The sequence below is a fragment of the Anaerofustis stercorihominis genome, assembly GCF_005844425.1.
GTDB lineage: Bacteria > Bacillota > Clostridia > Eubacteriales > Anaerofustaceae > Anaerofustis > Anaerofustis butyriciformans.
This window is the reverse complement of the sequence record NZ_SPHL01000015.1, coordinates 1-12,094: the sequence shown is the minus strand read 5'-3', so window position 1 is coordinate 12,094 and position 12,094 is coordinate 1. Positions and strand designations below refer to the sequence as shown.

Below are 12,094 nucleotides of genomic sequence, written 5' to 3'. Positions count from 1 at the left end.
TATTAATTATAAAGAATTGTTTAACATTTCATTTAAATCAACACTCTTGTGTACTCTATATTTTCTATCTCCTTCTTCAATTAAATAGTATCCAATCTTATCTTCATATACTTCTTCAACTGCTGTTGTAATAAGATTTACAAAATGTTCGTCGACAAGTTGTTCGTCTCCTTCATAAAGTTCTCTTGCTCTTTTTGCAACAAGCATTGCAAGAACATATTTATTATCTACTTTATCTAAAAGTTCATTTATAGGGGGATTTATCATTGTAAACATATCGTGCATCTCCTTTATCTTTTCTAAAATATTATTTTATATCTTTTAGCCTGTATTTGTCAAGGTTTACTATACTTTTGTAATATTCTTTTTCTTTAAATTTTTATACGCCTTTTCTTTAACCAATGTATATATTACAGCAAATGTAGGAACCCCTAAAATCATTCCAACAAGCCCAAACAAACCTCCACCTACAATAATTGAAAAAGTTACAAATAACGCTCCGAGACCAACAGAACTTCCTACAACATTAGGATATATAATATTTGCATCAACTTGCTGCAATATAACAACAAATATTATAAATATAATCGCATACATAGGTTTTACCATAAACAAAATAAACACACTTGGAATCGAACCTATCCAAGGTCCAAAATATGGAATTATATTGGTAAACCCAACTATAGTACCAATTAACAATGCATAAGGAATATTTAATATCGCAAGACCTATTGAGCATAAAACTCCTATTATAATTGCATCTATAATTTGTCCTCCTATAAAATCGGAAAAAGTTTTAGATGTAAGTTCTGTAATGCGTAATACTCTATTTGCATTTTTTTCACTTAAAAAGGCTCTTACAATAACTCTATATTGATATTTCAAATGATCTTTATCAAATAATAAATATATAGATACTATAACAGCAATAACAATATTTATAACGTTAGATGCAAAATTTGAAATAAAAGAAACAATTGCAGGTACCGCATTAGAAAGAACAGTTTTCATAGTTGAAGCAATCGAAGTACTTGTTTTCTCAATAGTCTTTAGCATCGTTTCATTTATTATTACTTTATCTACCATATTATCAATTGTATTAAATAACTCTTTTGAATACTGAGGGATATAATTTATAAGCCCTGAAATACTTTTTACAAACTGTGGAAGAACAAAAGAAAATATTAATACTAAAAATATGATAACCAATAAATATACCAATAATATTGCAATTCCGGCTCTAAGCCCCAGTCTTTCTTTTTTCTTATTTTTATCTGCTAGTTTCCCAAGAACTTTATCCCTAAAAAACACAAAAGGTTTATTTAGTATAAATGCTAAAGCAAAACCTATTATAAAAGGCGATAAAATTCCTAAAGTTGTACTTAACACACCTAACACACTGCTAAAATTTGTTACAAAATAATAAAACAGTATTGCATAAGTTATTAACAATATAATTTTCTTACATTCGTTTTTTCCTAAATTATACATTTAAAACCTCTTTTTCTTTATTAACTAATACTAATATATATGTATTTAAAAGTCAACAAAGCTATAAATACTATTATTGCAAAATATATTTAATTTAAAACATAATATAATACATGTTTTTATTTTGAACGAATCAAAAAGACGCCTTTGGGCGTCTTAAAATTTTAAAGGAGAATATTATATTAAATTAATATAAACAATTTAATAAAACTTTTTTTACTTCATTTCGATTAAATTCATATGTTTCTTTGCTGGTCATAACTTTATCCACAATTTCATCAATCATTTCTTCTTTTACTCCAAGTTCCGATAAATTCGAAGGTAATCCCCAGGAAACAAAACGCTCTTTTAAAAGCTCAATACCTTTTTTACCATACTCTTCATCTGAAATTGTTCCCTGTTCAATGTTAAAAACTCTTTTTGTAAATTGAACAAACTTTTCAGGATTTTTCTCATTTTGCATAAACAACCATGAAGGATTAATAACAGCAAGCCCCTCACCGTGCGAAGAATCAGTCATTGCTCCGACGGCATGTTGAATCCAATGAGCCGGAAATCCCTCATTATAGCGACCGCAATCCTGAAGTCCACTCATTGCCAAAGTAGATGCCCAAGCAATATTTGCTCTTGCATCTAAATCTGACAAGTTATCCAAAACATTGTCATTTTCCAAAACCGTACATACAATACCTTCTCCTATCCTGTCTGATATAGGATTGTTCGGAGCACCGTCAAAATACCCTTCAATAATATGAGATATTGTATCTGCCATACCTGCAGCAGTCAATCTTTTGGGAACCGAAGATAACAGAATAGGATCTATGATGGCTGTTTTGGGAAACAAATGCACATCATGCAAAGCCCATTTTAACCAATTTTTATTGTCTGAATCTCTATCGTTTGTAACCACACAATGCATAGAGGTTTCTGCTCCCGTTGCAGAAATTGTAGAAACCGCAATCACAGGAAGAGTATCGATTATGGTCTTTTTCAAACTAAAATAATCCCATATATCACCATCACTTTTTACCCCAAAACCTATGGCTTTTGCGGTATCAATCGTACTTCCGCCTCCTACTGCAACAATAACGTCTATTTGCTTGTCCTTTGCAATTTTTATTCCCTCTTCTATCTTAGAAAGTTTTGGATTGCTTTCAATACCCTTTAATTCAAATACTGCAATATTAGAATCTTTCATTATTTTAATTGCTTTTTTAAATACACCCATATCATCCAAAGGTCCGTTTTGCTCCACAAGCAAAGCTTTTTTACCATATATGGCAACTTCTTTTCCTAAATTTTCAAATTCATTTTTACCGAAAACGACTTTTGTAGGGGCATAATATTCAAAATTATTCATAGTATATAAATGCTATACAGCATTTCCTCCTTTTGCAATATTTCTTATATACAAAGCATCTTCTTCACTGATAAAATCATCAAATCCGACAATAGATGCCAAATATGAAATTTCTGCACATTCTTCAGTATAAATTGCACAAGTCATTGCCGAATCAATATCACATCCAGTTGCCAAAAGTCCGTGATTTTTTAAGAGAGTAACATCATTATCCATACCTATTGCGTCAACTGCTGTTTGGGCCAACCTTTCACTTCCAGGAGGAAAAAATTCGGTAGTGCAAACTATTGGATAATACATATTTGAAGGAACAGTTGCTCTAGGAAGTTGCTTGCATCTCATAGACATAACAGTTGCATATTTTGAATGTGTATGAACTACTGCATTTATATCATCTCTACGTCTTAAAACTGCAGTATGCATAGGCGTTTCACTTGAAGGTTTAAAATTTCCGTCTATCCACTTGCCATTTATATCCACAATCGCAATGTCTTCAACTTTCATTGTTTCATATGCGATATTACTCGGTGTAATTGCCACAACATTATCTTCCTTATCACGAACGGAAATATTTCCGGATGTACCGTGAATCAAACCAAGCTCATTAGACCTCAATGCTGCATTTAAAACTTGTTCTCTTATTTCTTTATATTTAATCATATTTAAAAACTCCTAATCTATTTTAATTTCATTCTTTATGACTTCTCCGTTTGCGTGGGACAATAATGCCTCCAAAGCATTATCTAGTTTAAAGCTTTTGTTTATCATTAAATCTTCAGGAAATTCTCCTCTTTTAATAAGTTCAAAAGCCATTCCTACATGTTTAGGTGTAGTATGATAAACCCCCTTAATTGTAAGCTGAGAATAATGAAGTAATTTAGTATCTACTGTTATGGTTGTACCAGGTTTGCATCCGCCAAACTCCATAACCATACCGCCTTTTCTTGCCATTAACATATTTTTCTCCCATACTTCGGGAACTCCGGTTGCTTCTATTGCAACATCAACGCCTCTTGAATAAGGAGTGAGGTCTCTTACCGCTTCGACTTGATCATCAACTTTTTTCAAATCTACAATCATATCGGCTCCGAGTTTTTTAGCGGTTTCAAGTCTTAAATCCGTAAAATCACAGGCTATAACTGTAGCTCCTTTCAACTTCGCACATTTTAACATCATTAAACCTATCGGACCACATCCGTTTACTACTACTGTATCTCCGAGTTTAATATCTGATAAATCAACACCATAAACAGCACATGAAAGAGGTTCTAACAGTGCTGCCTGCTTATGTGACATATCATCTGGAATTTTAAAAACATTTTCTTTAACAATTTCGGCAGGTATTCTTACATATTCCGCCCATGTTCCTCGTATTTGTTTTAAATCATCACACATACTATAATCTCCTACCCTGCATGAATAACAAGAATGACAAGGAGCTGTGTTATGTGCAGCTATTCTATCTCCTACCTTAAAATTTGACACCCCACTTCCTACTTCATATACAATCCCGCTTCCTTCATGCCCAAACGCCACTTTATTTCCTCCAAAAGGAATTGTAGGATGCCCTCTTCTGAATGTTTTAACATCCGTACCGCAAGTTAAGGCACTTTTTACTTTCATAATAATTTCACCGTCTCTTGCTTTTGGCATTTCCAAATCAATAATTTTCAAATCTTCAGCTTTATTAAGTACTGCTGCTTTCATAAAAATTCACCTCCGTATTATTAAATCTGCAGAAAGTATAAAACAACATAAAAGTAAAATACAAACCAAATATTTCCGTATACATACGGCAATTAACAAAAATATTTCACAATATCTTTATATAATTTTTATTAATGCACATTAATAAATTAAAAATATAAATTTAAACAAAGGTTTTTCCCAATTTAAAAATAAAATAATAAAAAATCTATTTTCTTCCGCAAGTAAACGGAAATTATAAGTTTGATAATAAAAAGGAGCATTCTGTATAATGAATTTACAACAAAAGAAATTAACAAAACTTTTCAAATTAAAGATAAGAGAAAGGAGGTATTTCTAATGAATCTTTTCTACTGTTCGCCAAGACAAAGAAAAATGCTTAAATACCTTTTAATAACAGAAGAATATGTATCGGGAACAAAGTTATCGACATTCTTGGGAATTTCCGACAGAACCGTAAGAAATGATATAGGCATTTTAAATTACATTTTAGAACAATATAATTGTCAGATTATTTCCAAACGAGGAAAAGGATATAAACTTGAATCTAAAAATAAAGAATTATTAAATAACATCCTTTCACAATATGAAGGATATAAAAAACAAAAAGATGAAAGAGTTTATGAAATAATTACAATACTTTTATGCTCAAAAAACAGTGTCGATTTATTTGAACTTGAAGAAAAATTGTATATAAGCAGAACAACTCTTGAAACAGAAATTCAAAACATGAAAAAAATGATAAAAAGCATTTATCCTTCAATCGATATCAGAAGAAAAAAAAGCAGAATAGAACTTATCGGAAATGAAACAACTCTGAGATTTCTTTTAAATGAAATAATAATGCTAAAATACGATGCAAAAAAACAAAACTTATTTATTACAAACGATTTTTTCACAAACAACGATTTTGAAGAAACAAAAAAAATAATAGAATCCATTGCAATAAAGTATTCTTTAAATTTAGATGACAGCGCAATAGCAGATATATCAGTATACATCATTATTGCACAGATACGCCTTAATTTAAACAAAAAAATAATTTCAATAAATGATAAGCAAAAACAGGAAAACGACAAACTTTATGAAGCATCAAATGACATTTATGAAAAAACTATAGGAAAAGAAATCGAAACAAACGAATACAAACAAAATGAAATATGTCAGATAGCAATAAAATTATCATTTGTCAATTTACTTAATCCGACGGAAAAAAGTACAGGTGAAACAAAAAAAGAATGCTCAAAACAAATAATAGAAATAGTGGAATCTTTAATACTAAACATAAAAAATGACTATAATTTGGATTTAAGTACCGATGATGAATTGTTTACGGGACTTGCTTTTCATATTCAAGCTTTAATTAACAGAGTAAAATATCAGCAATTAGCGGAAAGTCCTATATTGGAAATAATAAAAAAACAATATACATTCATATTCGAACTCTCTTTACACATATATGAAATATTTAAAAAAGTTTTAAACATAACATTAAATGAAAGTGAATTAAGTTATATAGCCGCTCATATAGCGGCTGCAATCGAAAGAATGAAACTTCATTACGGTGAAAGCGGAGTAAAAACAATAATAATATCGCATTTAAAAACAAGTTATACAAATTTATTAATATCAAATCTAAAAAATATATTTTCATCAAACATAGAAATTATAGGACATTATCCCGTTTATAAAATACAAGAAGCCTTACAGGAAGAATCTGATTTGATTTTATCAACATGTAAGGTCGAAAAAGAGTTAATTGACAAAAAAAATATAAAGTATATGCAAATAGGCTTGGTTTTATCAAATGAAGAACAACAAAAACTTGCGGAATTAATTGAAGAAACGGCAAATGAAAAAATTTATTTAAAATCTCAAAATTCAAACGACAACAGCAATATTTTAAACAAATTTGAAAAAGATTTGTTCTTCCCAAATTTAAATATAAAAACTAAAAATGACGCTTTATCTTTAATTTCAAATGCAATGTATCTTAAGGGATATGTACAAAATGATTTTTTAAACAAACTTATCGAAAGAGAAAAACTATCCAATACCGTGATAGACGGAATTATAGCAATCCCCCATCCCATAAGAGCATGTTCCAACGAAACAAAAATTGGAGTTATAACTACCCCGCAATCGATTATATGGGGAGATTTTAAAGTAAAAATGATATTTGTTTTAGCTATAAAAAAAGATGAAAAAACATTTATACGAAACTTTTTCAAATTTATAAATAATTTAACAAAAGATAAAAACAATATTGATATTCTTATAAATTCAAAAACGTATAAAGAATTTATATGTAGTACACAAAAATTCATTTAAGAAAGGAACAAAAAATGATTGACGAAAAAAATATTTATCTTAATGTAAAAGGAAAAAATTACCAAGATATTTTAACTCAAATAGGTAATATACTTTATAAAAAAGGATATGTAAAAAAAAGTTATGTAGAAGCCCTTTTAGAAAGAGAAGAATTGAGTCCTACAGGTCTTCCTATAAAACCGTGGTCAATTGCAATACCACATACAGATCCCAAGCATGTAATAAAACCGTGTATAATCGTTTTTCAATTAAAAGAATCCGTCCCTTTTAAAGAAATGGCTAATCCAAAAGAAACCGTACAGGTAAAGTACGTTTTCGGACTTGTTTTTACGGACGGGAAAAAGCAATTACCTTTGCTTTCAAACGTAATTTCTATAACACAGGACAAAGAATCAATGAATATGCTTTCAACGGCAGCAACAAAAGATGAAATTCTTGCAGCCATAAAAAAATATTTATAAGAAAGGAGTAAAGAAATGTACAATATTCTATCTATCTGCGGCAGCGGAATCGCAACATCAACACTAGTAGCGCAGCGTTTAAAAGACGGTCTTGAAGAGCTCGGAATAAATGACGTAAACATACAGGAAGCCAACGTTTCGGAAGCCGGCGGACTTATACAAAACAATCCTCCGGATATAATCATTCATACAACTCCGATTGACAGTGTAGAAACAAAAGAAATTCCGACTTTTGATGCAGTACCGATTTTAATGAACCTAAACACAGAACAACTTTATGAAAAAATTGCAGAAACTTTAAAACAAAGAAAATAAAAAGGAGAAAAAACATGGAAATAATTCAAACAATATTAGATTTAGGCGCATCTGTAATGATGCCTATAATAATATTTATAATAGGAATTATAGTAAAAATGAAACCAATTAAAGCTTTAAGAGCCGGGCTTACGGTTGGTGTAGGATTTATAGGTATAAATTTGGTTACGGGGACAATGGGAACGTATTTAACACCTATAATTGAAGGCTTACAAAAAAATTGGCATTTAGCACTTGATACATATGATATGGGATGGCCTGTATCTTCAGGCATAGCATTCAGCAACGGAAGTTTAGTTGTTGCTCTTTTCGTAATTTTAATTGCAATAAATATATTAATGATGATTTTTAAATTAACAGATACATTAAATGTTGACCTTTGGAATTTCTGGCATTTTATTATGGGAGGAGCTTTAGTATATGCTCTTACAGGTAATTTCGTAATGGGATGTATTGCCGGAGGCTTATATGGAGGAATAGTACTTTTACTCGCAGACAAACATGCAGAAAGGATAAAAGATTTTTTGGGATATCCTGGTGTAACCATAACAACTCAATCTTTCCCCGTAGTGTTATATATATGCATGGGTATTGATAAATTAATAGAAAAAATACCAGGAATAAATAAAGTCCATTTCAGTTTGACTAAACTAAACCCTAAAATTTCTTTCCTAGGCGAACCGATATTCTTAGGTTTTATACTCGGATTTATATTGACTCTGATTTCCGGTCAAGGATGGGAAGCTGCTTTAATGTCAGGAGTAGGCATGGGAGCTGTAATGTTCTTATTACCTAGAATGGTAAAAATTTTAATGGAAGGACTAAGCCCTCTTTCAAATGCTGCACAGTCATTCATGAGCAAAAAATTCCCAGGCAGAAAAGTTAATATAGGTATGGATATGGCAATACTTTTAGGAGACAAAGAAATAATCACAATTGCAATGGTAATGGTTCCGATAACGCTAATATTGGCGGTAATTTTACCGGGAAACAAATTGCTTCCTTTTACTGATTTACCTTCTCTTACATATTTTATGGCACCTGCTGTATTGGCGGCAAGAAGAAATTCTTTTAGATCTTTGGTTATAGGCATAATTGTCATTATAGGAATGCTATATATAGCTACAGACTTAGCTCCTTTATTTACTTCTGTCGGACAAGCAAGTGGTTTGGTAGAAACAGGTTCACAGTCAGTATCGGCATTAAGCGGAGGTGGAGAATTCATAGCATGGGTTATAGTAAAAATAACATCATTATTTGTATAAAATAAGACACTCGAAGGAGTGTCTTATTGATTTAATTGAGCTCTTAATTCTTGATTAACTATTTTTATAAACGTTCCTTTCATACCAAGAGATCTTGTTTCTATGATACCTGCACTTTCAAGCTTTCTAAGTGCATTTGAAACAACAGATCTTGTAATTTGAGCTTCTGTGGCAATTTTGCTTGCAACAACGAGTCCTTCGTTTTCAACTTCTTTAAAAATCATTTTTACGGCTTCAACTTCAGAGTATGATAAAGTTGAAAGGGCCATTTTCGCAGCCGCTATATCAGCACTGCTTTTCTTCCTTTGATCTTGAATATATCTTAAAAGTTCCATAACAACTATGGCAGCAGAATATTCACATAATATAATCTCATCATCATCAAACTTTCCGCCATATTTGCTGAATAATAACGTTCCGATTCTTTCTCCTAAACCGTTTATTGGTACTATAGTCATATATCTATCTTTATAAACACAAGGTCCTTGGCTTCCAAAAGTACAAATAGGACTTTCTTCATATATATTTTCTACTGTGTCTGTATAAGAAAGTAATTTCTCTGTAAAATTTTGAGGAAAATGAGCTTCTTCATTAGGATAGTAAGTCAAGTCACATTTAAACCTGTCACTTGTTGAATAAGCAAGAATTGTTCCGTCATTTTCGGATATGTATACATTTACCTTCAAAATTTTACTCAACTCATTTGTTAACTCTTCAAAAGATACTACTTCAACGGCTGTAAGTTTTAATATCTCATTTAACTTTCTTATTCTATCGAGCAAAATCGATTCCATAAAAATGTCCTCCTAAATTATATACTATTACCATATTACACTAAAAAAAAATACTTTTCAATAATATTCTAAATATTTTGAAAAGTATTAAGTTTTCAGACAATAATATACTATTTATTTTCTCTAAATGCATCTTCTATAACTTTAACATCAAAAGTTCCTCTTGATTTATCAGTTATTTCTACTACATCAAAACGAATTTTAAACTTATCATTTAAACTCTTTTCTTTTAAATATTGTTTTGCACTGTCTATTATTCTTTTTCTTTTTTCTTCATCCACATAACTTTTAGGTGCTATAATATTTTTATGACGTCCTTTTACTTCTACAAAAGCAATTAAATTATCTTTTCTAACTATTATATCAATTTCACCATATTTACATTTATAATTTTTATTTAAAATACTGTATCCATGTTTAACCAAATAATTCATAACAACTTTTTCATAATTTCTGCCTTGTTTTACCCTGCTGTCTATTATATTTTCGGTAAAAGTTTTTCTATGAATAGGACAAAGACCAATATTTCTTATGGCTTCAACATGGTCAAAAGTTCCATAACCTTTATTCTTTTCAAAGCCATATTCCGGATATTCCTTTGCATATTCATCCATCATATGATCCCTATGAACTTTTGCAATAATGCTTGCAGCTGATATCGAATAAATATTTGCATCCCCTTTTATAAAAGACTTCTGTTTTATATTAGTATCTAAATGAACAGCATCTATTAAAATCATATCCGGTTTTTCACTTAATTTATTTACAGCTTCAAGCATAGCTTTTTTAGTTGCATTTAAAATATTAATTCTATCTATTTCATTATTATCAACTATTCCATAAGCATAACTTATTGCTTCTTCTTTTATCTTTAAAGCTATTTCTTCTCTCTTTTGCGAGCTTAAGGCTTTTGAATCATTCATATACATTATTTTGCTGTCTTTTGGAAGAATAACGGCAGCAGTAACAACAGGTCCAGCTAAAGGGCCTCTACCAACTTCGTCTATACCGGCAATAAGCTTATAACCTTTATCATAAAGACTATTTTCGTACTCTTTAATATTTTCAAGTCTTTGTAACTCTTTATTATATTGATCTAATTTTTTTTGAAGCCTTAAAGCAAACTTTTCAACTTCTCTTCTTCCATCAGATTTGAATAATTCAATATATTCTTCATATTCTTCAACATTTATCTCATTTATGATTTTTCTTAATTCACTGACTTTTGTATTTTTAACATCTATCATTTTTTACTCCTATAAATCACAAACCCTGTCAAAAGAAATTTTACCAATAAGACCGTTTTTAAATTCATCTAAAACCGTAACGGCAGTTCTTAAATAATCAATTTCCCCGCCTTTTAATAAGAAGCCTCTTTTTTTACCTATATCTTCATAAACTTCTATAGGCATTTTTTCAACACTTTCAAGTTTGTATCTTTCTTTTAATTTATCTGGATATCTTTCAACTAAAAATTCAATAAGTTTAAGACATAATTCTTCTCTATCCAAAATTGTATCTTTTACAGAACCAATAGAAGCAAGACACACCCCATCTTCCAAATTTTCAAATTTTGGAGGAAGAACTCCCGGTGTATCCAATAGATAAACTTCTCCTTTTACCTTTATCCATTGTTTTGAAAGTGTCACCCCAGGTCTATTCCCTGTCTTTGCGTTGGATTTTTTTGTTATTGAATTAATAAACATCGACTTACCCACATTTGGAATCCCCACTACCATGGCTCTTACTTCTCTATTTGCTCTAAATGTTGATTTAATATTATTTAAGTAAGATAAAACTTCATTTATTCCTTTTCTACTCATAGAATCTATAAAGAAAACATCCTCACCCTTTTCTTTAAAATAATTTTGCCACTCTATAGTTTCCTTTTCATCAGCCAAGTCACATTTGTTATATACTCTTATAAATTTTTTCTGATTTAATATTTTATTAAAATCATTATTTTCACTTCTTATAACAGCTCTTGAATCCAGTAATTTTACAACAATATCTACATTCTTTAAATCTTCCTTTATTAGTCTTGTAGCTTTTGCCATATGCCCCGGATACCATTGAATATTCATAAATAACCTCTCATGTTAAATTTTACATATATTTTTATTGAATTATTTTATTATAAAGGAAAAATAAAAACAAAAACAAGCTTTTTATTGATTTTATTCTTGAAAGATAATCATTTGTCAAAAATATATCAATTATTCGACAAAAAAAATCTCAAGTTTTTGTATATAATAAAGAAAACAATATGTTCATGGAAACAAAGGGGGCAGGGAAATGATTACAAAAAGAAAAGAAAATCAAAAGCATATTTATACATTCAATTTACAAAGCTCAAAAAATGATATTATA

The 12,094-nt window shown here is 30.0% G+C and carries 12 protein-coding genes; 4 read left to right on the top strand and 8 right to left on the bottom strand.

Going from position 1 to position 12,094, the window contains the following annotated elements; translation table 11 throughout:
- Positions 1-6: 6 nt before the first annotated feature.
- From rpoZ to FGQ49_RS05450, 5 genes are all read right to left on the bottom strand, one after another.
- Complete coding sequence (rpoZ, locus tag FGQ49_RS05470) at positions 7-276, bottom strand: DNA-directed RNA polymerase subunit omega (RefSeq protein ID WP_243112222.1); 270 nt, start codon at positions 274-276, stop codon at positions 7-9.
- Positions 277-345: 69 nt separating this feature from the next.
- Positions 346-1,491 (bottom strand): AI-2E family transporter, encoded by a 1,146-nt coding sequence (locus FGQ49_RS05465; protein WP_138268865.1) that lies wholly within the window; start codon positions 1,489-1,491, stop codon positions 346-348.
- A 187-nt stretch (positions 1,492-1,678) separates the two neighbouring features.
- Positions 1,679-2,851, bottom strand: coding sequence for an iron-containing alcohol dehydrogenase (locus tag FGQ49_RS05460; RefSeq protein ID WP_138268864.1), 1,173 nt, complete (start codon positions 2,849-2,851; stop codon positions 1,679-1,681).
- Between the two features lie 12 nt (positions 2,852-2,863).
- A complete protein-coding gene (locus FGQ49_RS05455) occupies positions 2,864-3,511 on the bottom strand; it encodes a class II aldolase/adducin family protein (protein ID WP_207734411.1) in 648 nt (215 codons plus the stop codon).
- Between the two features lie 12 nt (positions 3,512-3,523).
- The gene (locus tag FGQ49_RS05450; protein ID WP_138268863.1) at positions 3,524-4,558 is read right to left on the bottom strand and encodes a zinc-dependent alcohol dehydrogenase; all 1,035 of its coding nucleotides are present in this window, start codon (positions 4,556-4,558) and stop codon (positions 3,524-3,526) included.
- A gap of 339 nt (positions 4,559-4,897) precedes the next feature.
- Between FGQ49_RS05450 and FGQ49_RS05445 the strand changes: the two genes are divergently transcribed.
- The 4 genes from FGQ49_RS05445 to FGQ49_RS05430 are packed head-to-tail and all read left to right on the top strand — an operon-like array spanning position 4,898 to position 8,930.
- Positions 4,898-6,889, top strand: coding sequence for a BglG family transcription antiterminator (locus tag FGQ49_RS05445; protein ID WP_138268862.1), 1,992 nt, complete (start codon positions 4,898-4,900; stop codon positions 6,887-6,889).
- 14 nt (positions 6,890-6,903) lie between these two features.
- A complete protein-coding gene (locus tag FGQ49_RS05440) occupies positions 6,904-7,350 on the top strand; it encodes a PTS sugar transporter subunit IIA (RefSeq protein WP_138268861.1) in 447 nt (148 codons plus the stop codon).
- Positions 7,351-7,365: 15 nt separating this feature from the next.
- Positions 7,366-7,665, top strand: coding sequence for a PTS sugar transporter subunit IIB (locus tag FGQ49_RS05435; RefSeq protein ID WP_138268860.1), 300 nt, complete (start codon positions 7,366-7,368; stop codon positions 7,663-7,665).
- 14 nt (positions 7,666-7,679) lie between these two features.
- Entirely contained in the window at positions 7,680-8,930 is a 1,251-nt protein-coding gene (locus FGQ49_RS05430) for a PTS galactitol transporter subunit IIC (protein ID WP_138268859.1), read from the top strand.
- A 23-nt stretch (positions 8,931-8,953) separates the two neighbouring features.
- Here FGQ49_RS05430 and codY read toward each other — a convergent pair whose 3' ends face one another.
- The 3 genes from codY to ylqF form a co-directional block, all read right to left on the bottom strand.
- Positions 8,954-9,724 carry a GTP-sensing pleiotropic transcriptional regulator CodY gene (gene codY / locus FGQ49_RS05425; protein WP_138268858.1) on the bottom strand — a complete coding sequence of 257 codons (771 nt, stop codon included), beginning with the start codon at positions 9,722-9,724 and terminating at the stop codon, positions 8,954-8,956.
- A gap of 110 nt (positions 9,725-9,834) precedes the next feature.
- A complete protein-coding gene (locus tag FGQ49_RS05420) occupies positions 9,835-10,971 on the bottom strand; it encodes a ribonuclease HII (RefSeq protein WP_138268857.1) in 1,137 nt (378 codons plus the stop codon).
- Positions 10,972-10,980: 9 nt separating this feature from the next.
- Positions 10,981-11,808 (bottom strand): ribosome biogenesis GTPase YlqF, encoded by an 828-nt coding sequence (gene ylqF, locus FGQ49_RS05415; protein WP_138268856.1) that lies wholly within the window; start codon positions 11,806-11,808, stop codon positions 10,981-10,983.
- Between the last annotated feature and the right edge of the window lie 286 nt (positions 11,809-12,094).

Bases quoted from the DNA above. Each gene is read 5' to 3' on its own strand.
- rpoZ (WP_243112222.1), bottom strand. From the start codon at position 276: ATGTTTACAATGATAAATCCCCCTATAAATGAACTTTTAGATAAAGTA.
- FGQ49_RS05465 (WP_138268865.1), bottom strand. From the start codon at position 1,491: ATGTATAATTTAGGAAAAAACGAATGTAAGAAAATTATATTGTTAATA.
- FGQ49_RS05460 (WP_138268864.1), bottom strand. From the start codon at position 2,851: ATGAATAATTTTGAATATTATGCCCCTACAAAAGTCGTTTTCGGTAAA.
- FGQ49_RS05455 (WP_207734411.1), bottom strand. From the start codon at position 3,511: ATGATTAAATATAAAGAAATAAGAGAACAAGTTTTAAATGCAGCATTG.
- FGQ49_RS05450 (WP_138268863.1), bottom strand. From the start codon at position 4,558: ATGAAAGCAGCAGTACTTAATAAAGCTGAAGATTTGAAAATTATTGAT.
- FGQ49_RS05445 (WP_138268862.1), top strand. From the start codon at position 4,898: ATGAATCTTTTCTACTGTTCGCCAAGACAAAGAAAAATGCTTAAATAC.
- FGQ49_RS05440 (WP_138268861.1), top strand. From the start codon at position 6,904: ATGATTGACGAAAAAAATATTTATCTTAATGTAAAAGGAAAAAATTAC.
- FGQ49_RS05435 (WP_138268860.1), top strand. From the start codon at position 7,366: ATGTACAATATTCTATCTATCTGCGGCAGCGGAATCGCAACATCAACA.
- FGQ49_RS05430 (WP_138268859.1), top strand. From the start codon at position 7,680: ATGGAAATAATTCAAACAATATTAGATTTAGGCGCATCTGTAATGATG.
- codY (WP_138268858.1), bottom strand. From the start codon at position 9,724: ATGGAATCGATTTTGCTCGATAGAATAAGAAAGTTAAATGAGATATTA.
- FGQ49_RS05420 (WP_138268857.1), bottom strand. From the start codon at position 10,971: ATGATAGATGTTAAAAATACAAAAGTCAGTGAATTAAGAAAAATCATA.
- ylqF (WP_138268856.1), bottom strand. From the start codon at position 11,808: ATGAATATTCAATGGTATCCGGGGCATATGGCAAAAGCTACAAGACTA.